This window comes from Streptomyces sp. BL1 (genome assembly GCF_057628045.1).
On record NZ_JBXYWZ010000002.1, the window covers coordinates 6,400,547 to 6,420,435 of the forward strand.

18 protein-coding genes are annotated in these 19,889 nt (G+C 72.3%); 13 read left to right on the plus strand and 5 right to left on the minus strand.

Annotated features, from left to right (window positions below; all coding sequences use genetic code 11):
* Positions 1-63 precede the first annotated feature (63 nt).
* The 3 genes from AC3AGO_RS28075 to AC3AGO_RS28085 are packed head-to-tail and all read right to left on the minus strand — an operon-like array spanning position 64 to position 2,663.
* Positions 64-1,287 carry a saccharopine dehydrogenase family protein gene (locus tag AC3AGO_RS28075; protein ID WP_487823029.1) on the minus strand — a complete coding sequence of 408 codons (1,224 nt, stop codon included), beginning with the start codon at positions 1,285-1,287 and terminating at the stop codon, positions 64-66.
* A gap of 5 nt (positions 1,288-1,292) precedes the next feature.
* Positions 1,293-2,204, minus strand: coding sequence for an Fpg/Nei family DNA glycosylase (locus AC3AGO_RS28080; protein ID WP_487823030.1), 912 nt, complete (start codon positions 2,202-2,204; stop codon positions 1,293-1,295).
* A gap of 33 nt (positions 2,205-2,237) precedes the next feature.
* Positions 2,238-2,663 (minus strand): OsmC family protein, encoded by a 426-nt coding sequence (locus AC3AGO_RS28085; RefSeq protein WP_487823031.1) that lies wholly within the window; start codon positions 2,661-2,663, stop codon positions 2,238-2,240.
* 663 nt (positions 2,664-3,326) lie between these two features.
* Between AC3AGO_RS28085 and AC3AGO_RS28090 the strand changes: the two genes are divergently transcribed.
* From AC3AGO_RS28090 to AC3AGO_RS28125, 8 genes are all read left to right on the plus strand, one after another.
* Positions 3,327-5,405 (plus strand): hypothetical protein, encoded by a 2,079-nt coding sequence (locus AC3AGO_RS28090; protein WP_487823032.1) that lies wholly within the window; start codon positions 3,327-3,329, stop codon positions 5,403-5,405.
* 62 nt (positions 5,406-5,467) lie between these two features.
* A complete protein-coding gene (gene pelF / locus AC3AGO_RS28095) occupies positions 5,468-6,991 on the plus strand; it encodes a GT4 family glycosyltransferase PelF (protein WP_487823033.1) in 1,524 nt (507 codons plus the stop codon).
* Positions 6,988-8,598 (plus strand): hypothetical protein, encoded by a 1,611-nt coding sequence (locus tag AC3AGO_RS28100; protein WP_487823034.1) that lies wholly within the window; start codon positions 6,988-6,990, stop codon positions 8,596-8,598. The genes pelF and AC3AGO_RS28100 overlap by 4 nt, the downstream gene beginning before the upstream one ends.
* A gap of 111 nt (positions 8,599-8,709) precedes the next feature.
* Positions 8,710-9,744, plus strand: coding sequence for an SDR family NAD(P)-dependent oxidoreductase (locus AC3AGO_RS28105; RefSeq protein WP_487823035.1), 1,035 nt, complete (start codon positions 8,710-8,712; stop codon positions 9,742-9,744).
* 139 nt (positions 9,745-9,883) lie between these two features.
* A complete protein-coding gene (locus AC3AGO_RS28110; RefSeq protein ID WP_487823036.1) occupies positions 9,884-10,597 on the plus strand; it encodes a nucleotidyltransferase family protein in 714 nt (237 codons plus the stop codon).
* An 8-nt stretch (positions 10,598-10,605) separates the two neighbouring features.
* On the plus strand, positions 10,606-11,550 hold the full coding sequence (locus AC3AGO_RS28115) for an NAD-dependent epimerase/dehydratase family protein (RefSeq protein ID WP_487824852.1): 945 nt from the start codon (positions 10,606-10,608) through the stop codon (positions 11,548-11,550).
* Positions 11,551-11,561: 11 nt separating this feature from the next.
* The gene (locus tag AC3AGO_RS28120; protein ID WP_487823037.1) at positions 11,562-12,245 is read left to right on the plus strand and encodes a spherulation-specific family 4 protein; all 684 of its coding nucleotides are present in this window, start codon (positions 11,562-11,564) and stop codon (positions 12,243-12,245) included.
* On the plus strand, positions 12,218-13,033 hold the full coding sequence (locus AC3AGO_RS28125; protein WP_487823038.1) for an endo alpha-1,4 polygalactosaminidase: 816 nt from the start codon (positions 12,218-12,220) through the stop codon (positions 13,031-13,033). Before AC3AGO_RS28120 ends, AC3AGO_RS28125 begins: the two co-directional genes overlap by 28 nt.
* Before the next feature lie 21 nt (positions 13,034-13,054).
* Here AC3AGO_RS28125 and AC3AGO_RS28130 read toward each other — a convergent pair whose 3' ends face one another.
* Positions 13,055-14,104, minus strand: a complete 1,050-nt coding sequence (locus tag AC3AGO_RS28130; protein ID WP_487823039.1) for an LLM class flavin-dependent oxidoreductase — start codon at positions 14,102-14,104, stop codon at positions 13,055-13,057.
* Between the two features lie 223 nt (positions 14,105-14,327).
* On the opposite strand from AC3AGO_RS28130, the gene AC3AGO_RS28135 reads away from it, so the two are divergent.
* The 5 genes from AC3AGO_RS28135 to AC3AGO_RS28155 all read left to right on the plus strand — a co-directional run bounded on the left by AC3AGO_RS28135 (position 14,328) and on the right by AC3AGO_RS28155 (position 18,011).
* Positions 14,328-14,876: a glycoside hydrolase family 25 protein gene (locus AC3AGO_RS28135; protein WP_487823040.1), complete on the plus strand. Its 549-nt coding sequence runs from the start codon at positions 14,328-14,330 to the stop codon at positions 14,874-14,876.
* 193 nt (positions 14,877-15,069) lie between these two features.
* Entirely contained in the window at positions 15,070-15,858 is a 789-nt protein-coding gene (locus AC3AGO_RS28140; protein ID WP_487823041.1) for a GNAT family N-acetyltransferase, read from the plus strand.
* On the plus strand, positions 15,858-16,982 hold the full coding sequence (locus AC3AGO_RS28145) for a lysophospholipid acyltransferase family protein (RefSeq protein WP_487823042.1): 1,125 nt from the start codon (positions 15,858-15,860) through the stop codon (positions 16,980-16,982). Before AC3AGO_RS28140 ends, AC3AGO_RS28145 begins: the two co-directional genes overlap by 1 nt.
* 17 nt (positions 16,983-16,999) lie before the next feature.
* A complete protein-coding gene (locus AC3AGO_RS28150) occupies positions 17,000-17,203 on the plus strand; it encodes a hypothetical protein (protein ID WP_487823043.1) in 204 nt (67 codons plus the stop codon).
* Between the two features lie 88 nt (positions 17,204-17,291).
* A complete protein-coding gene (locus tag AC3AGO_RS28155; RefSeq protein ID WP_487823044.1) occupies positions 17,292-18,011 on the plus strand; it encodes a DUF1707 SHOCT-like domain-containing protein in 720 nt (239 codons plus the stop codon).
* A 10-nt stretch (positions 18,012-18,021) separates the two neighbouring features.
* Here the strand turns inward: AC3AGO_RS28155 and AC3AGO_RS28160 are convergent, their stop codons facing one another.
* On the minus strand, positions 18,022-19,620 hold the full coding sequence (locus AC3AGO_RS28160; protein ID WP_487823045.1) for a CoA transferase: 1,599 nt from the start codon (positions 19,618-19,620) through the stop codon (positions 18,022-18,024).
* Between the last annotated feature and the right edge of the window lie 269 nt (positions 19,621-19,889).

Genomic DNA, 19,889 nt, shown 5'->3' on the forward strand with positions numbered 1-19,889 from the left:
ACGACCCCTCAGGCGGTTCCTCGGGGGCTCCTCGGGGGCACCCCTCTTCGAGGGGCGGCCCCGTCAGACGGCGGCGGAGTCCTCCAGCACCCGGAAGGAGAGACCGGCCCGCACGAGCCGCTCCGTGAGCGCCTCGCCCATCGCGGCGGCGGTCGTCACCTGGCCCGCCGTACGGGGGAGCGAGTCGGAGGCCAGGCACAGCGCCGACTCGGCGAGCATCTTGGCCGTCTCGTCGTACCCGGGGTCGCCGCCGGACACCTCGGTGACCACACGGCGGCCGCCTCCCGTACCGACGAAGCGGACCGAGAACCAGCTCTTCGCGCGGCGCTCCGCGTCGGGCCCCTGGCCGGGGCTGACGCGGGAGGCCAGCAGCCGGCGGGTGGCCGGGACCTGCGCGAGCGCGAACACCGCGCCGGCACCCACGAGTCCGCCCGCGACCAGGGGCAGGCTGGTGAGGGCCGCGTAGTGGCGGTACCGGAAGTCGGGTCCGTACCGCTCCAGCGCCGCCGCCGAACGGCCCACGATCTGCGGGTCCACGGTGGGCAGCGGCACCGCCCAGCTGTCGGTGTCCCGGGAGCGGCGCACCCGGTCCAGCGGGGTGCTCACCGTACGGCCCGCGGGGCGCGGCTCGGCGCGGCGCCGTTCACGGGCGGTCCGGATCATCCGGTCGGCCCGTGAGAAGGCGGTCAGCGCGCTGTCGAACGTGCCGCCGGAGAAGGCCGCGTTGGTGCGGACGTAGCCGTCGACACGCAGGGGCACACCCTCCGGCAGCTGTTCGACGGTGAAGCGTGCGCCGAGGTCGTGCGGCACCGAGTCGAAGCCGCAGGCGTGCACCAGACGGGCGCCGGTCTCGCGGGCGCGCGCGTGGTGGCGCAGGTAGACGAGGTCGATGAATTCCGGTTCGCCCGTGAGGTCCACATAGTCGGTGCCCTCCTCGGCGCACGCGGCCACGAGGGGCAGGCCGTAGCGGATGTACGGACCGACGGTCGTGGCCACCACGCGGGCCTGGGCGGCCAGTTCGCGCAGCGAGCCGGGGTCGCGCACGTCGGCGTGCAGCAGGGGGAGCGAGGCGAGCTCGGGCCTGTCCGCGGCGAGGCGGTTGCGCAGCCGCTCCAGCTTGTGACGGTCGCGCCCGGCCACGGCCCAGCGGCAGCCGGCGGGTGCGTGGGCGGCCAGATAGTCCGCCGTCAGCTCGCCGGCGAAGCCGGTCGCACCGAACAGCACGATGTCGTAGGGGCGTTCCTGTGCTGCGTCCTCCGCGGTACGGGCGGTGTCGGTTTCAGCCATGCGGGCTATTTGAGCAGACGGGACATCCGCCGGTCCGCGAGGGGCCTGCCGCCTGTCTGGCAGGTGGGGCAGTACTGCAGGGACGAGTCGCTGAACGACACCTCGCGGATGGTGTCGCCGCACACCGGGCACGGTTCGCCGGTGCGGCCGTGCACCCGCATACCCGACCGTTTGCCGGCCTTCAGCTCTCCTGCCGCCAGCCCGTGTGCCCGCTCGACGGCGGCGTGCAGGGTGGCGGTGGTGGCGTCGTACAGGGCTGCCAGTTCGCCGTCCGTCAGGTCGCCCGCCATCCGGAACGGCGACATGCGTGCCGCGTGGAGAATCTCGTCGGAGTACGCGTTGCCGATGCCCGCGATGACGCTCTGATCGCGCAACAGGCCCTTGATGCGGTGGCGTTGGCCGTGCAGCAGTCCCGCGAACACCTCGGGGGTGAAGTCCGCGGCGAGCGGGTCGGGGCCCAGCCGTGCGATGCCCGGCACCTGTGCGGGGCCGGTCACGCAGTACACGGCGAGCCGCTTCTGCGTACCGGCCTCCGTCAGGTCGAAGCCGTCCCCGCGCCCCTCGCCCAGGGCGACGCGCAGGGCGAGCGGCCCCTTGCCGGGCCGCGGCGGGGCCTGGGGCAGCGCGTCCTGCCAGCGGAGCCAGCCCGCCCGGGCCAGATGGACGACCAGGTGCAGAGGGTCGCCCTCCGGGGCTCCGGCCGGGCCGCCCGCCGTGACGTCGCCGCCCGTCGTGATGTCGAGGAACTTGCCGTGCCGCGCGACACCGGTGACCGTCCGGCCGTGCAGCGCGTCCGGCGGCGGGTCGAACGTCTTCAGCACGCTGACCGCCACCGGCAGTACCCGCTCCACAGTGCGGCCCGACAGCCGCCCGTCCAGGAAGGCCCGCAAGGCCTCCACCTCGGGGAGTTCCGGCACGGCTTCGCTCCTCCTCGTCGCCCGCGGCCCGTGTCAGGCGAGCTTGGCGTCCAGCGTGATGGTGGTGCCGGTGAGGGCCTGGCTGACCGGGCAGTTGGCCTTGGCGTCCTCGGCGGCGGCCCGGAAGTCCGCGTCCTCCAGCCCGGGGACCTCGCCCTCGACGGTGAGGTGGATGCCGGTGATGCCGGTGCCCGGCTGGAAGGTGACCTGGGCCTGCGTGGTCAGCCGGGTGGGCGGAGTGCCCGCGCTGTTCAGGCCGTTGGAGAGCGCCATGGAGAAGCAGCTGGAGTGCGCACCGGCGATCAGCTCCTCGGGGCTCGTCTTGCCCTCCGGCTCCTCGGCCCGGGCGGGCCACGAGACGGCGAAGTCGCCGATACCGGAGGAGTCGAAGGTGACGGTGCCCGTCCCCTCCATGAGGTTGCCGCTCCATACGGTGTGCGCTGTGCGCGTGGTGGCCATGCTGACCCTCTCTCTGTCTCGGGTGTGCGGTACGTCTGAGGGGGACGGATGCCGGGCACGGTGTGTTCCCGGGCCGCCTCTCCGATCCTCCGCCCCGGACGCCGCAGGGCACAGGGCGACGCGCCGAAGTGCGGAACGGAGGATGTCTCGCATGCCGGACGGTGGGGATTCAGCCGTCTTCACGGAATTTTCACTGCCGTGTGAGCGCGTCCGGGACCGTTGGTGGCAGGCGGCCGGGTGGGGGAGACGCGCACCAGTGGTGCGGTTCCCACGGGTCTGACCTGCCCGTTGTCCGAGGTGTCCGACGGTGGGGCGAAGCGGACGGAAGGCGTCCGTGAGCGATCAAATCCGGTCATCGACACGCCTGTTCGGCCGGAAATCTGAAGCGTATGGCGTCCGTAAGGTCCGGACATGCCGCAAGATATGGAGGGCTTCCGGAGACGCTCCGGCTCCTCCGGAAACCGTCGTACGACTGCAGTGCCTGTCGGTAGGGGGTGGGGGAGCCCCGTACCGGCCGGTGTCCGCGGCCGGATCCCCGCCGACGCGTGACAGTTCCGCCGAGCGCAGCGCCGCGCTTCTGTGCACCACCGTGCTGTATCCGCCGCAACTGCCGTGTCCGGACTGTCGCGCCCATCCGCGCGCTGTCCCGGGGGGAGAAGACTCATGGGTCGACCGACCCGCGCCGCCGTGGCCTGTGCCGCAGCGGCTCTGCTCATCGTGCCGCTGTCCGTTGCGGGCGCCGTGCCGGCCCTGGCCGCCGACGGACCGCCGCGCATCGACCTGCGCGTGCTCGTCGTCGACGACGGCGGCCCCGCCACCACCGCGATCGCCGACGAACTGCGCGGTTCCGGCACCCCGTACACCACCGTCAAGCTTGCGGACGACGACCGTCCCGTGCTCGACGCGGAGTTCCTCAGCGACACTGTCGACGGCCGCCCGCGCGCCAAGTTCCAGGCTGTCGTGCTGCCCGACGACGCACCGTTCGGCGCGGGCTCCGCCGAGGCGGACGCGCTCGCCGCGTACGAGAAGCGCTTCGCCATCCCGCAGGTCGACGCCTACACGTACGCCCGTCCCGCGGTCGGACTGCAGACCACCGAGACCGTGGGGCACTCCGGCACCCTCGACGGCAGCACGGCACAGGTCACGGCGGAGGGCACCGCGGGACCGTTCGGCTATCTCGACGGCAAGGTGCCGTTCGACGACAACGACCCTCAGGTGAGCGAGAGTTACGGCCACATCGCGGTGCCCCTGGAGAAGCAGGCCGAGGGCGCCGCGTACACCACCTACGTCGAAGCGCCGCTGCCCGGCGGCGGGCGCGGCTCACTGGTGGGCGAGTACGCACACGACGGCCGCCGCGAACTGGTCGTCAGTTTCGTCTACAACAAGTGGCAGAGCAGCTTCCGGCAGCTGGCCCGCGGGATCGTCGACTGGGCGACCCAGGGTGTCCATCTCGGCGCGGCCCGGAACTACTTCGCCGTCCACGTCGACGACGTACTGGCCGCCGACGACCGCTGGGACAGCGAACTCAACTGCACCCCCGGCGACGTGGACTGCGGAGAAGCCGGCAACGGCGTGGAGAGCGACCCCATCCGGATGACGGACGCCGACGCCGCGTACGCCCGTGACTGGTCGCGCTCGCACGGCTTCCCCCTCGACTTCGCCTACAACGCGGGCGGCAGCGAGGCCTTCCGCGACGAGAACGGCGGGAAGGACCCGCTGGCCGACCGGCTGCTCGCCGATCAGCGCGACTTCCGCTGGATCAACCACACCTACAACCACCCCTTCCTCGGCTGCGAGCAGGACACCAGCGTCGTGCCCTGGAAGTGCGCCACCGACGGACTGGGCAACACCGTCTGGGTCAGCAAAACTGTCATCGCCGCACAGATCCGCGACAACCTGGACTGGGCCAAGCGCAACGAACTCGCCCTGGACGCACAGGAACTCGTCACCGGCGAACACTCCGGCCTCGTCACCACGCCCCAGCAGCCCACCGACAACCCGGAGCTCGCCCCCGCGCTCGTCGACACCGGAGTGACGTCGCTCGCCAGCGACACCTCCCGCGAGTACGGACAGCGCACCGTCGGGCAGGCGCTGACCGTCCCGCGCTACCCGATGAACGTCTTCTACAACGCGGGCCGCGCCTCCGAACAGGTCGACGAGTACAACTGGATCTACGGCACGAAGGCCGACGGCGGCAGCGGCCACTGCGAGACCTCCACCAACACGACGTGCCTGAAGGAACCGCTGGACCCCGCCACCGGCTACACCTCGTACATCGTGCCGCTGGAGTCCCGCATCGCCCTCCGGCACGCCCTGGGCAACGACCCGCGGCCGCACTTCATCCACCAGTCGAACCTCGCCGAGGACCGGATCGCCTACCCGGTCGTGGAGAAGGTCCTGGACGACTACGCGGCCCTGTTCGACGACAGCGCGCCCCTGGTCAACATGCGCATGAAGGACACCGGGGACGAGCTGCGGCGGCGCGCCGCCTGGGACAAGGCGCTCGACGCGGGAGAGGTCACCGCCTACCGCATCGGCGACACCGTCACCGTCAGCGCACCCGAGGGCGCACAGGCGCCCGCCACCGTACCGACGGGCACCACCCTCCAGCAGGGCGGCGGCAGCGCACAGTTCGGCAGCGCGTACGCCGGACGGCAGTCCGGATGGACGGCACGCACGGCCGCCGGAGAGCAGAGCGTCTTCACGCTCCCGCAGACGGGCGGTGCCGGCACCGCGCGCTGAACCACCTCGTTCCGCACGGCCGCCCGCACCCCACCCTCTCTCCCGGAGACACGACCATCGTCATGGACGAACTCGCTGTCGGGCACGAGCCCGGCTCCCCCTCGGTGACCCTGCTCACCGAGGGCACCTACCCGCACGGCCCCGGCGGGGTCAGCGTCTGGTGCGACCAACTGGTGCGCGGCATGCCGGACATCCCGTTCCGCGTCCTGGCCGTCACCGGCACCGGGCGCGAACCGCTCGCCTGGACCCTGCCCGCCAACGTGCGCGACCTCGAAGTGCTGCCGATGTGGGGCCCGCCGCCCGAGGGGCGCGCCCTGCGCGGCCGCCCGCTGCGCCGCTTCCTCGCCCGCTACGAACGCTTCCTGCACGCCGTCATCGACCCCGCGGGCCACGAGGCGTTCCCGGCGGCGTTCCACCAGCTCGCCTCCTACGGGCCCGGCCGCACGCTGTCGGCCGCGCTGCGCACCGAAGAGGCCGCACGGCTGCTGGTGCGCGTGTGGAACAGTCCGGACCTCCCGACCGCGGCGGCGCGCCCCACCCTGCTCGACGCACTGCAGGCGACGGACCTGCTGGAGCACGCCCTCCGCCCGCTCGCGGCCGAGCCGCCCGCCGACGGAGTCGTGCACGCCGTCAGCGGCGGACTGGCGGCCCTGCCCGGCCTGTTGGCGTACCAGCAGCACGGCACGCCGCTGCTGCTCACGGAGCACGGCGTCTATCTGCGGGAGCGCTATCTCGGCTTCCGCGCCGAGCCGTACGGCTGGCCGGTCAAGGCGCTGATGCTCGGCTTCTTCCGCGAACTGGCCCACGAGACCTACCGCACCGCCGCGCTCGTCACCCCCGGAAACCGCTACAACCGGCGCTGGGAGGAGCACGGCGGCACCCCCGCCGACCGCATCCGCACCGTCTACAACGGCGTCGACCCCGCCGCCTTCCCGCCCGCGGGACCCGAGCCCGAGGGGCCCGTGCTCAGCTGGGCCGGACGCATCGACCCCATCAAGGACCTGGAAACCCTCATCCGCGCCTTCGCCCTCGTGCGGCAGCGCGAACCCGCCGCCCGGCTGCGGCTGTTCGGCGGCACCGCGCGCGGTGCGGAGAACTACCGCGACGACTGCCGGAAGCTCGCCGACAGCCTGGGCGCCGGCGACGCCGTCACCTTCGAGGGGCGCGTCGAGGACATCCGTGACGCCTACGCGGCGGGTTCCGTCGTCATGCTGTCCAGCATCAGCGAGGGCTTCCCCTTCACCCTGATCGAAGCCATGTCGTGCGGACGGCCCACCGTCTCCACGGACGTCGGCGGAGTACGCGAAGCCGTCGGCGACGCGGGCCTCGTCGTCCCGCCCCGCGACCCGGAACGCATGGCGGAGGCCGCCCTGACGCTGCTCGGCAATGCCCCCCTGCGCGCCCGCATGGGCGAGGAGGCGCGGCTGCGCGTCATCGAACAGTTCACCCTGCGGCAGACCATCACCGCCTTCCGCGACATCTACCACGAACTCGGCACCGTACGGCAGGAGACGACCCTGGCCGGCGAGCAGTACGGCGTCACGGAGACCATGGCGCTGCGGCAGTACGCCGGCGGTGCGCGATGAGCGGCACCCTGCGCCTCGTACCCGGCGCCCCGGAACCGGCACCCGGCGACCCGACGGCCACCATGGCACTGCGCGTACGCCCGGTGCCCGGCAGCGGACCGCTGGACGAACTCGCCCGCCAGCACGCCGACTTGTGCGCGCAGGCCGTCCACCCCGACCAGATAGCAGCCGTACTGGAGGCCGACGGGCTCACCGGCGAGCAGATCGCACGACGGTACGGCCTGAACGACGTGTTCGAGGTCGCCGAGGAACTGTGGGCGCGCGTGCCGCGCACCCACCCCGAGGGACAGCGCGGCGCGGGACCGTGGCGGATCAGCGTGTTCACGTGTCTGCTGCGCGGATTCGTCTTCACCCTCCCCGGACTCGCCTACGCGCTGGCCGCACCCTTCCTCACGGGCGCCCCCGGCACGGCGGGCATCTGGGGGCTGCCTCCCGGCACCGCCGCGCTCGTACTGTCCGCGCTCGTCGCATGGGGCTGGAACCAGGCCCTCGCGCACCGCGCCTACAGCGTGCTCGCCGCGGGCGGCCGCACGGCGGCGGGCCGGTGCCTGCGGTGGGGCGGCTCGTTCGGCGTGCTCCTCGCGTTCGGCAGCACACTGCTGCTGCCCGCGGGCGGCGGTCCCGCCGGCGCGCTCGGCTTCGCCGCCGGGCAGGTCTGCTATCTGGCCGCCGCGACAGCCCTGTTGGTACTCGGCCGGGAACGGCTGCTGCTGTACACGCTGCTGCCCATGACCGCCGGTGCTGCCCTGCTGCCGGTGACCGGAATGCCGCCCGCCGTACGCGGCGTGCTGCTGCTGTGCACCCTGACCGCAGTGGTGACCGCCGCCGTACGGGAGACCGCAGCGCCACGGAACGCGGGCACGGCAGCAGACGGCGAGGCGCACACCGACGGACCGTCAGGGAGCGTGCGGCGGCGCGGCAAACGTGCACGCCGGGCGCGGAAGGCCCGGCAGACCGGAGCCCCGTCCGGCCGTCGCGCGGCACAGGACAAGGCAGCCGGCGCACAGTCCGGCACGGACCGTGTGCGGCTCGTCGCGTCCCTGCCGTACGGGCTGTTCGGCATCGGCTGCGCCGTCCTGACGGCAGCCGCGACGCTCGGCGAGGTGTTGCAGTACGGCACGTCGGCGGGAGTGGCCGGGCCCGTCGTGGTGGCGCTGACGCTCAGCATGGGCGTCGCCGAATGGCTGCTGTACCGCTGCCGCGGCACGGCACTGTCCGCACTGGCCCGCAGCCGCTCCTCGTACGGACTGCGGCTGCGTGCCGCCGGCGTCCTCGCGCTGTGCCTGGGCGGCTATCTCGTCGCGCTCGCCGTCCTGTTGGCCGCCGGAACACTTCTGTGGCCGGACGCGCCGCAGTTGGGCACCACCGGAGCAGCGGGAGTGCTGGCGCTGGGCGCCGCGCTGTGGACGGGTCTGCTGCTGCAGGCCCTCGGCGGCGCCTGGTGGCCCGCGCTGCTGGTCCTGGCCGCCGCCGGGAGCCAGGCGGCGCTCCTCGTACGGGACACCCTCGTACCGGCCCTCGCCCAACTCGCCGTCTGCGGCGCCGCATCGGCCGTGCTGGCCGTGACCGCCGCCTTCCTGCTCGGCCGGGTCACCACGCACCGCTGACCCGCCGTACGCACCGCCGCACCATTCCGCACCACACGCAGACCCGCACACCGCTGTCCGGACGCCGTCCGGAAGCCGTCCGGAAAACAGCCAGAAACGGAGCAACCCCGCATGACCGCATCCACCGTTCCCGCCACCGCACCCGCCCCGGGCAGCGGCACCGTCGCCGTCACCGGCGCCGAAGGGTTCATCGGCTCGCACCTGGTCGAGGCGCTGGTCGCCCGCGGCCACACGGTCCGCGCCATGGTGCAGTACAACTCCTTCTCCTCGTACGGCTGGCTGGAGAACCTGCCCGCCGACGTCATGGACCAGGTGGAGGTCGTGCTGGGCGACGTGCGCGACCCCGGCTCCGTCACCGGGCTCGTCAAGGGCACCGAGGCCGTCTACCACCTGGCCGCGCTGATCGCGATCCCGTACTCGTACCGCGCGCCGCACAGCTACATCGAGACCAACGTCACCGGGACGCTCAACGTCCTGGAGGCCGTGCGCCATCTGGACATCCCGCGACTGGTGCACACCTCGACCAGCGAGACGTACGGCACCGCGCAGACCGTGCCGATCTCCGAGGACCACCCCATCAACACCCAGTCGCCGTACGCCGCTTCGAAGGCGGGCGGAGACAGGCTGGCCGACAGCTACCACGCCAGCTTCGGTACACCCGTGGTCACCCTGCGGCCCTTCAACACCTTCGGGCCGCGGCAGTCCATGCGGGCCGTCATCCCCACCGTCATCGGTCAACTGGCCGCGGGGGAGACCACCGTCACCCTCGGCGACCTGCGGCCCACCCGCGACTTCTGCTTCGTCAAGGACACGGCCGCGGCGTTCCTCGCCGTCGGCACCGCGCCCGCCGAGCAGGTCACGGGGAGCACGTTCAACGCCGGTACCGGCGGCGAGATTTCAGTCGGCGACCTGGTGGCACTCGTCGGCAAGCTCATGGAGACGGACGTCGACGTGCGCGAGGACACCCAGCGCATCCGTCCCGCCGACTCCGAAGTGATGCGGCTGGTGTGCGACGCGAGCAGGCTGCGCGCCGCGACCGGCTGGGCACCCGCGCACAGCCTCGAGGAGGGTCTGCTCGCCACCATCGCGTTCTTCCGCGACCCGGCCAACCTCGCGCGCTACAAGACCGGCATCTACAACGTCTGACAGTTCCGCACCGTCCGACTGCCCTGCACGTCCGACAGTTCCGCACGTCCGACAGTTCCGCACGTCCGACAGATCCGCACCGTCTGACAGTTCCGCGCACCGCCACCTCACCGACATCTTCCGAAGGACGGCACTCCGCATGCACGCAGTCATCCTCGCCGGCGGCAAGGGCGTACGTCTGCGCCCCTACACCACCGCGCTGCCCAAGCCCCTCGTCCCCATCGGCGACCAGCACGCCATCCTCGAGATCGTGCTGCGGCAGCTCGCCGGCGCCGGGTTCACCAGTGTCACGCTGGCCATCGGCCACCTCGGCCACATCATCCGCGCCTACGTCGGCAACGGCTCCCAGTGGGGCCTGCGCGTCGGCTACGCGACGGAGGACAGCCCGCTCGGCACCATGGGGCCGCTGCTGACCATGCTCGACCGGCTGCCCGAGCACTTCCTCGCCATGAACGGCGACGTGCTGACCGACCTCGACTTCGGCGACGTGCTGCGCAGCCACGAGGAATCGAAGGCGCCGCTGAGCATCGCCACCTACGCCCGCCAGGTGAACATAGACTTCGGCGTGCTCACCACTGAGGACGGTCGGGTGACCGGCTTCACCGAGAAGCCGAACATCGACTACCGGGTGTCCATGGGCGTCTACGGCGTCTCCCGCGACGCGCTGGCGCGCTACACGCCCGGACTTCCGCTGGGCTTCGACGAGTTGGTGCTCGATCTGCTGGGCGCCGGCACACCGCCGAACGCCTACGACTTCGACGGCTACTGGCTCGACATCGGCCGCCCGGACGACTACGACCGGGCGAACGCCGAATTCACCACCCTGCGCGATCAACTGATCAAGGGAGCGTGAGCGGTACCGTGCGCATTCTCGTACTGGGAACAAGCGGCTATCTGGGCGGGCACGTCGTGCGCGTCCTGCGGGACGTGCACGGCGTGCGGGCGGTCCTCGGCGGCCGCTCGCCGGGTGCCTCCCTGCACGTCGACCTGGCGACCGCCGACCCCGCGCAACTCGCGCGTCCGCTGCGGGCCATCGGCCCCGACGTGGTCGTCAACTGCGCCGGTGTGGTGGGCGGCAGCGCGGCCACCCTCGCCTCCGTGAACGCCCGCGGACCCGCCGTACTGTGCGAGGCGCTGCGCCGCGCCGCGCCCACCGCACGGCTCGTGCACCTCGGCTCGGCCGCCGAGTACGGGGCGAACGAGGCGCGGGAACCGGTGCGGGAGGACGCCCCCGCGGCGCCGCTGAGCATGTACGGCGCGACCAAACTGGCGGGCACTCTGGCCGTCACCGGATCCGGCCTGCAGGCCGTCGTACTGCGGGTGTTCAACCCCGTCGGCCCCGGCGCGCCCGGCGAGTCGCTGCCCGGCCGGCTGGCCGGCTCACTGCGCCGCGCCCTCGCGCTGGGCGGCGGGCCCGATGAGCCGGGAAACGTCGTGCAGGTCGGCGACCTCTCCTCGTACCGGGACTTCGTCGACGTGCGCGATGTCGCCGAGGCCGCCGCGCTGGCCGCCCTCGGCAAGCCCGGCAAGGCGACCCGCGTGCCGCCGGTGCTCAACATCGGCAGCGGCACAGTCCGTCCGGTGCGCGAGGTGGCCGACGGCCTGGTGCGCGCCTCCGGTTACACGGGGCGCGTGCTGGAGCGCGGTGAGGGCTCCGCACGCTCCGCCGCCGTCTCCTGGCAGTGCGCCGACATCACGGCGGCGCGTACGGCGCTCGGCTGGGAACCGGTGCACGGGCTGCAGCGCTCCCTGGCCGACCTGTGGGAGTCCGACACCGCCAAGGTGCTGCTGGATGCGGCCCGGTGAACCACCCGCACGTGAGCGGCTCCCAACGGCGGCTGCTGGTACCGATGTACGTCCATCCTGCCGTCGGTCCGGACGCGTGGCGCGCACTGCTGCGCGCCGCCGACCGGCTGTACGGCGTGGTGCTCAACAGCGCGAACGGCCCCGGCCCGCGACCCGACCCGGAACTCCGGGTCGCGGCACGGCAGTTGCGTGAGAAGGGTGTGCCCCTGCTCGGCTACGTGGACACGGATTACGGCCGGCGTCAACGGCGTGCTGTCCTGCGGGACGTCGCACGCCACCGGCGCTGGTACGGCACCGACGGCGTGTTCTTCGACCAGACGCCGGCCGGGGGAGCGCTGCTGCCCCGGTACGCACGCCTGGCGCGCGCCGCCCGGCTGCTGGGCGCGCGCACCGTGGTCCTCAACCCGGGCACGCCCCCGGACCCCGGGTACGCGGAGATCGCCGACTGTGTGGTCACGTTCGAGGGCACCTGGCAGACCTACCGGCCGGCCGGCGCCGTACCGCCGTGGGCGCAGGACAGTGCAGGCAGTCCGCCGGCCCACCGCACGGGCGTGTCCTGCCACTTGGTGTACGCCGTGCCGCAGGGGCACGGCACCGAGGTGTCCCTGCTGGCGGGGGACCGCGGCGCGACAGTGCACTGCGCCGTCCCCGGAGAGGGGGCGAACCCGTGGCAGCACGCACCGCTCGGCGTGTAGGCGTACTCCTCCTCGTTCTGGTCTCTCTGCTGACGGGCTGCACCGCACTGCAGCCCGACGAGGACGACCGGCAGGAGAGACGTCCGGGTCCGCGCTGGCAGCCGCGCCCCGGAACGGACTGGCAGTGGCAGCTGTCGGGCCGGATCGACATGAGCGTGGACGTCCCCGTCTACGACATCGACGGCTTCGAGAACACCGCCCGCACCGTGGACAGGCTGCACGCGCGCGGGCGCAAGGTCATCTGCTATCTGAACACCGGCGCCTGGGAGAGCTACCGGCCCGACGCCCACAAGTTCCCCCGGGAGCTGCGGGGCCGCGGCAACGGCTGGGCCGGCGAACGCTGGCTGGACATCCGCCGCCGCGGCACGCTCCGGCCGCTCATGGCGGCCCGGATGGACATGTGCGTCAAGAAGGGCTTCGACGCCGTGGAACCCGACCTGCTCGACGCCTACCGCAACCGCACCGGCTTCCCGCTCACCGCCGCGCACCAGCTCGCCTACAACCGGATGCTGGCCCGGCTCGCGCACCAGCGGGGTCTGGCCATCGGTCTGAAGAACGACCTCGACCAGATCCCGCAGCTCGTCGGCGACTTCGACTTCGCCGTCAACGAGGAGTGCGCCGAATTCGGCGAGTGCGCGGCCCTCACCCCGTTCATCGAACGGGAGAAGGCCGTGTTCCACGTCGAATACGCCGTACCCGCGGCGGAGTTCTGCCCCACGTCCCGCAAGCTCGGGCTGAGCTCCCTGCGCAAGCGGCTGCCCCTCGGTGTCTGGCGGCAGAGCTGCTAGCAGTCCTGCCGGCCGCGGCCCTCACGCGAAGGCCGGCATCACCTCGTCGTGGATCAGCCGCAGCTGCGTGTTGACGTCCGCCGCGCCCTCCAGGTCGCGGCCGGTGAACGTACGCACCAGATCGCGGTCGGTGATCGCGCAGATCATGTGGTTGACGCCGCTGGGGGCGATGTCGCGGCGGATCTTCTCCGCGCACTCCTCGGGAGTCCCCGCGACGGACAGCCGCTTGGCGATCTCCGGCGTGGTCAGCTCGACGCCGCGGGCCAGGTCGCCCGCGCCGATCGCGTCGATGACGGGCTTGAGTTCGGACGGGTCGACGCCGTTGCGCAGCAGCTGTTCGGCCGGCATGGACGAGGCGTAGATGCCGACCATGCTGCGTGCCGCCTCCTTCGCCTTCGCGCCGTCCCGGCCCGTCGCGAACACCACCCACGCCCCGATGTCGAGGTCGCGCCAGTCCTTCCCGGCCCGCTCGGCGCCCGCGCGGATGTGCCGCACGGCGTAGTCGTACGCCTCGGGCGTGTAACTCAGCGCGTGGTGGCAGCCGTCGGACAGTTCGCCCGCCGCCTCGAAGGACTTCGGGCCGCGCATCGCGCCCAGTTTGAGCGGCAGCCGCTCCTGCACGGGCCGGGCGAACGTGAACAGGCCGTCGTACGAGAAGAATTCGCCCTGGCGCGTGATGGTCCCCTCGTCGAGCAGTGTGCGCACGACGGCCAGTGCCTCCTTGGTGCGGGACAGTGGCCGGTTGCGCGCCCAGTCGATGCCGTACTGCGCGAGGAGTCCGAAGTTGCCGCTGGACAGCACTCCTTCGGCCCGCCCGTCCGACAGTTCGTCCAGGGTCGCCAGCGCCTGCGCGATGAGACTCGGTTCGCGGAGCGTCACCGGAGTGACGCTCGGGCCGAAGCGGATCCGCTCCGTCTGTCCCGCGGCCGCCGCGAACAGCAGCCACATGTCCTTGTGCCACGTCTCGTCCGCCGCGTAGCAGGCGTGGAATCCGAGCTCGTCCGCGAGCCTGATGGACGCCAGGGACTGCTGCAGCGGGTAGTCGGGAAGCATTGCGTAGCTGAACCGCACGGTTGCCACCTTCCGTTCGAGGTTCCCTCAGGGGGTCGAGGTGGAGCAGGCCGGTCGCCGGTCTGCGTGGGATTGTGCCAACTGGCGGTGCGCGAGGGGAGAGTGCGGAGAGGACATGTGCGCGGTCTTCGGTACCCGCGGACCCGCACGGGGTATCGGTCCGGTAGCCGTACGAGAAGCACCGGGTGGGTCCGGGAGCCGAGAGAGGGAAGCGGGGAAGGTCATGATCTGGGGTATCGATGTCGCTTCGTACCAGCCGGAGAACTACAGCACGAAGGGACTCGACTTCGTCTTCATCAAGATCACTGAGGGGAAGTCGTACACCAACCCGAAATGGGTCGGCCAGCGCAAGACCGCACGGGACGCCGGACTGGCCACCGGCTTCTACCATTTCGCCCGCTCCGGCGACATGAAGACACAGGCCGACTACTTCCTCTCGAAGGTCAATCTGGTGGCCGGCGACATGCTCGTCCTCGACTGGGAGGACGGCTCCGTCAGCAACGGACAGAAGGACTCCTGGATCAAGTACGTGCAGGAGCAGCGCCCTTCGCACAAGGTCCTGCTGTACTGCAACGTGAACTTCTGGCTGAACAGGGACACCACGTCCTTCGCCGGCGACGGCCTGTGGATCGCCCGCTACAACGGCAATCCCGGTCACCCCGGCATCCAGCACCCCTGGAAGTTCCACCAGTACACGAACCACCCGATCGACAAGAACGCCGGCGCCTTCGACAGCCGCGCCGCGCTGAAGGAGTGGGCCGGAGCCGAGTGAACCCCGGGCCGGGCGGCGGCCGGGGCACCGCACGGACCGGTACGGGCCCCGGGGACACCGCGAGATCCGGCCACAGGGGACGCAGACGTTAAGGGAGCGCACATCCGCGCTCTCCGACAGCGTCAACTCCAGTCCAGCCGGGACGGACATCCAGGCAGTGACAGTCCGTCCCCGCCGTTCAGGAGAACATCCCGTGTCCATCGGCCACGCTCCCGCACCCGCCCGGCCCACCGCCCCGGCGCCCCGCTACACGGTGTCCCTCGCCCGCGACGAGGACGAGGTGCGCGCGGCACAGCGACTGCGCCACACCGTCTTCGCCGACGGCATGGGCGCCCGCCTGCACAGCCCCGAACCCGGCCTGGACATCGACCCGTTCGACGTCCACTGCGACCACCTGCTCGTCCGCGACGACCGTACGGGACACGTCGTCGGCACCTACCGGCTGCTGCCTCCCGACCGCGCCAGGGCCGCCGGACGGCTCTACGCGGAGAGCGAGTTCGACCTCGGCAGCCTCGCCCCGCTGCGGGACGACCTGGTCGAGGTCGGCCGCTCCTGCGTGCACCCCGACCACAGGGACGGCGCCGTCATCGGGCTCATGTGGGCCGGCATCGCCCGCTACCTGGAGAAGACCGGCCACAACTGGCTGGCAGGATGCTGCTCCATACCGCTCGCCGACGGCGGACAACTGGCCGCACACATCTGGCAGACCGTCGCAGCACGGCACCTCGCACCCGAACAGCACCGCGTCCAGCCGCTGCACCGCTGGCACCCGCCCGCGGACGTCACCCGGACCGTCACCGTCCCCCGCTACACCCTGCCGCCGCTGCTCCGCGGCTACCTGCGGCTCGGCGCGCAGATCTGCGGGGCGCCCGCACACGACCCGGAGTTCGGCGTCGCCGACCTGTACGTACTGCTGTCGCTGCGCGACACCGACCCGCGCTACCTGCGGCACTTCCTGTCCCTCGCCCCCGCGTCCGCCTGATGTCCGGCCCCGCCGCGGGGGAGGGCACGCACGCCTGGATGCCCGGTTCGCCCTGCACGACGGAGCGCTGCCTGCCGCCGCCCGGCGGCAGGTCCGAGGCCGGGCCCGTACTGCGTGCGGCCCGCTGGGCGGCCCTGACGGCCGTCCTGCTGACGGGCATCGTGTGCGCACCAGTCGGCCGCCGGTACGACCGGGCCGTACGGGCGTGGGCGCGCACAGTGGTCCGTGCGGCCGGCGTACGGGTGCGGATCACGTGGGTGTGCGGGAGGGACGAGGGGCCCGAACTGCTCGTCGCCAACCACATCTCCTGGCTCGACGTGCCCCTGCTGGCCGCCGTACGGCCCGCACACATGGTGGCCAAGACGGAGGTCGCCGCCTACCCCGTGCTCGGCCGGCTGGCGGCACGCGGCGGGACCGTCTTCATCGACCGGGAGCGGCTGCGCACCCTGCCCGCGACCGTCGACCGGATTGCGGCACAGCTGCGCGACGGGACGTCCGTCGTGGTCTTCCCCGAGGGCAGCACCTGGTGCGGCAGAGGGCAGGGTGCCTTCCGGCCCGCGCTGTTCCAGGCGGCACTGGACGCGGGAGTGCCCGTACGGCCGGTCGCGGTCCGCTACGTCCGCGGCTCCGGACTGCCCACTGTCACACCGGCGTTCGTCGGTGCGGACACCCTCGCGGCCTCCCTGCGCAGGGTGGTCGCGGCACGCGGGCTCGTCGCGGAGGTCACCGTGCTGCCGCCCCTCCCGGCCGCCGACCGGGCGGGCCGGCGCACTCTCGCCCGCGCCGCCCGCGCAGCCGTCGCACAGGACGGCTCCGGCACTTTCCGTCCCGGACGGATACTCTCCGGGGCATGCCCGAAGCCAACTCCGTCCCGAAACCGGACACCACCGCTCACTCCGGCGCCGGAAACCGTACCGGAACCGACACCGACGACCTCGGCACCGAGGACCACACCGACACCGACGAACTCACCGACGCGGACGACAGACCCGACGCCACAGCCGTCGACGTCACACCCGACGACGCCACATCCGACGACGCCACATCCGATGACAACCGCACGGACGACAGCCCTGCGGACCGACCCGGTCTCACACCGCGACAGGCCCGGCGCGTACGGATAGTCGTCTCGGCCGTCGTGATGACGGCGGTGGCCGTCGCGCTCGTCATCCGGCTGGGCACCGCTCCCTCGGTGCTCACCGTCGGCTTCTACGGCATGGCGCTCGTGCTCTCCGGTACGGCCATCGTGCTCAGCCGCCGCGGACGCACCAGGGTGGCGACGGGCGTGCTCGTGCTCGGCTTCGGGGCCGTCGTACTCGCCGAACGCATGCTGTCCGCCGCCTGACGGGGCCCGCGGGACGCACGGGACGGGAGCGCCGCAACGGGCCCGCGCGGCGGGCCCGTTCGCCGTGGGGGCGGCGTAGGCTGCCGCCATGACGGAGGACTTACCCGTACGGGACATGCGGGCCTCGGACGCGGAGCGCGAACAGGTCGCCGAAGTGCTGAAGGACGCGGTGAGCGAGGGCAGGCTCGGCCTCGAGGAGTTCCAGGAACGCCTCGACAGCGCCTACCGGGCCCGGACGCGCGGGGAGTTGCTGCCGCTCGTGCGGGACCTGCCCGCCGTCGCGGACGAAGGGCCCGCGAGCGGACCGGAGTCCGCGCCCGCCCTCCGCGGCTCCTGGAAGGACCGCATCGGCGGCACGGCGACCTCCCGCTGGGGCATCGCCCTGCTCGGCGGCTTCGGCCGCAAGGGCCACTGGACGGCGCCCCGCGTCTTCACAGGCATCGCCGTCATGGGAGGCGGCGAACTCGACCTGCGTGAGGCGCGGTTCGAGCAACAGGTGGTCGAGATCCGGTGCTTCGTGTTCATGGGCGGCATCAATGTGATCGTGCCCCCGGAGGTCGAGCTGGAGGTCCGCGGCATCGGCATCATGGGCGGCTTCGACGCCGACGCCGGCGGAACGGGCGTCCCCGGCGCACCGCGTGTCGTCGTCACAGGTGTCGCCGTGTGGGGCGGTGTGGCCAGCGAACGCAAGCCCACCCGCGCCGAGAAGAAGCGCCTGCGGGACGAACGCAAGGCCCGCAAGACGGACGGCGACCGTACGGCACCGTCCTCGCACCTGCCCCACCAGCGGTGGCACGGCTCCGAATAGCCCGGGCCCCTCACCACACGGGGGCGTCCGTGGCCGGAAGGCCGGGAGGCCGCTGCCAGTTGACGGGGCCGCCCTCGAAGCCGACGGGCGACCGGGCGTGCCGCAGTCGGCCCAGCGCACTGTCGCTCTCCGTCAGCCAGTCCGCCGGATCGTACGTGTCGCCCTGCTGCTCGTCGTCAGTCCTGCCGTCCTGCGGGCCGCTGTCTGCGCGGAGCTGTGTGCTGGTCTGCTGTTCGTTGTGCTGTTCGCCGTGTGGGAGGACGTGCTGCAGCCAGTGCGCCGTCTGTGCGAGGGAGAGCCGTACGACACGCGAACCGGGCCGGCCCTGCTGCTGGTCCGTCAGCGACCGCAGCACAGCGGCGGCCAGCAGATAGCCGGTGCCGTGGTCCAGGGCCTGCGCGGGCAGTGCTCCCGGGGAGCCGTCCGCGCCCTGTTCGGTGAGCGCGATGCCCGTCGCCGCCTGGACGATGCTGTCGAAACCGCGCCTGCGGTGCCACGGCCCGTGGCAGCCCCACGCGCTCAACTGTCCGACGACCAGGCCCGGCCGACGGTCCGTCAGTGACTCCGGAGCCAGGCCGAACCGGTCGAGTGCCCCCGGACGGTAGCCGGTGAGCACCACGTGAGCGGAGGACAGCAGCTCCTCGAACGCCGCCTGCCCGGAACGGCTGTCGAGGTCCAGTCCGGCCGACCGCTTCCCGAACCCCGTGTCGGCGTGCGCGTGCGGGAACTCCGGCAGCGTGGGCGAGTCGACGCGCAGCACATCGGCACCCAGCAGCGCCAGCGTGCGGGTGGCCACGGGGCCGGAGATGACCCGCGTGAGGTCCAGCACCCGTACACCGGCGAGCGGCAGCCCTGCCTTGCCGGCATCCGGCGCCCAGGGCAGCGGCGGCGCACAGTCGAGCGCGTCGACGGAGAGCAGCGGCCGCTTCGCGACCGCCGCGCCGTGCGGATGACGTGTCCAGTCCTCCGGTGACCGTACGGCGACGGCGAGCCCTCTTGCCGCCTGTACGGACTCCTGTACCTCTTCGGCCCGGCGTTCCGCCAGCAGTGCGCCGACCTTCCGGGACAGCGTGTCGCTGTCCTCGCCCCGTTCGGGCAGTGACAGGGCGGCGAGCATCCGGGCCCTGTGATGCGGGTAGTTGGCGTGTGTGCGCACCCAGCCGTCGGCGGTGCGCCAGAAGCGCGACAGGGGCGCGAAGTTCACGGGAGCGCGCCCGTCGATGAGCAGGTGCCGTTCACTGGTGAACGCGGCGGCGACAGCACCGTCGTCCACACGGACCGCCGGAACACGACTGCTGGACGCGCGGACGGCGGACAGTTCGGCCGCCGCCAGAGCACATGCGGCCACGGTGGAACGGGCCAGCTCTCTCACCGGCAGCCGTGCGGGCAGCGTCCCCTCCCTGTACGTGTGCAGGACGCGCTCCAGCAGCATTTCCTCCCCGCCGAGCGCACGCCACGCGTGTGCCGTGCCGCCACCCTCCGCGCTCGTGCCCGCCGTGTCACTGTGCCGCGCGCCGGTGTGCTGTGTGCTGCCGCCGCCCGTACTGCCCGCTCCTTCTGCGGCCGTGCCGTCCGGACTGGTCACCGCCTGTACTGAAGCTCGCTCCATATCGGGCATTCTGACACCTGACGGGTGAGATTCGGGTGAAGGCCGCCGCCGGAGAACGGGGCCGCGCGGGCGCTGCGACCGCGCGAGCGCTTCCCGCGGGCCGCCGCTGAGAGGTGGCCCCGTGCGGAGGCCGTGCGGGGGTGAATCCGCCCTCCGCAACCGTCTGTTCACTTCCCGTCTGTTGACTCCGCGACGGAATCCAACCCTTGACAGGTCTGCCGGCCACGGGCAGATTCACCGTTGGACATAGGACGTCCCATGTCCAACTC

What these genes read in the sequence shown, in the direction of transcription:
- AC3AGO_RS28075 (WP_487823029.1), bottom strand. Translation starts at nt 1,287, where the DNA reads ATGGCTGAAACCGACACCGCCCGTACCGCGGAGGACGCAGCACAGGAA.
- AC3AGO_RS28085 (WP_487823031.1), bottom strand. Translation starts at nt 2,663, where the DNA reads ATGGCCACCACGCGCACAGCGCACACCGTATGGAGCGGCAACCTCATG.
- AC3AGO_RS28090 (WP_487823032.1), top strand. Translation starts at nt 3,327, where the DNA reads ATGGGTCGACCGACCCGCGCCGCCGTGGCCTGTGCCGCAGCGGCTCTG.
- pelF (WP_487823033.1), top strand. Translation starts at nt 5,468, where the DNA reads ATGGACGAACTCGCTGTCGGGCACGAGCCCGGCTCCCCCTCGGTGACC.
- AC3AGO_RS28100 (WP_487823034.1), top strand. Translation starts at nt 6,988, where the DNA reads ATGAGCGGCACCCTGCGCCTCGTACCCGGCGCCCCGGAACCGGCACCC.
- AC3AGO_RS28105 (WP_487823035.1), top strand. Translation starts at nt 8,710, where the DNA reads ATGACCGCATCCACCGTTCCCGCCACCGCACCCGCCCCGGGCAGCGGC.
- AC3AGO_RS28110 (WP_487823036.1), top strand. Translation starts at nt 9,884, where the DNA reads ATGCACGCAGTCATCCTCGCCGGCGGCAAGGGCGTACGTCTGCGCCCC.
- AC3AGO_RS28135 (WP_487823040.1), top strand. Translation starts at nt 14,328, where the DNA reads ATGATCTGGGGTATCGATGTCGCTTCGTACCAGCCGGAGAACTACAGC.
- AC3AGO_RS28145 (WP_487823042.1), top strand. Translation starts at nt 15,858, where the DNA reads ATGTCCGGCCCCGCCGCGGGGGAGGGCACGCACGCCTGGATGCCCGGT.
- AC3AGO_RS28150 (WP_487823043.1), top strand. Translation starts at nt 17,000, where the DNA reads ATGACGGCGGTGGCCGTCGCGCTCGTCATCCGGCTGGGCACCGCTCCC.
- AC3AGO_RS28155 (WP_487823044.1), top strand. Translation starts at nt 17,292, where the DNA reads ATGACGGAGGACTTACCCGTACGGGACATGCGGGCCTCGGACGCGGAG.
- AC3AGO_RS28160 (WP_487823045.1), bottom strand. Translation starts at nt 19,620, where the DNA reads ATGGAGCGAGCTTCAGTACAGGCGGTGACCAGTCCGGACGGCACGGCC.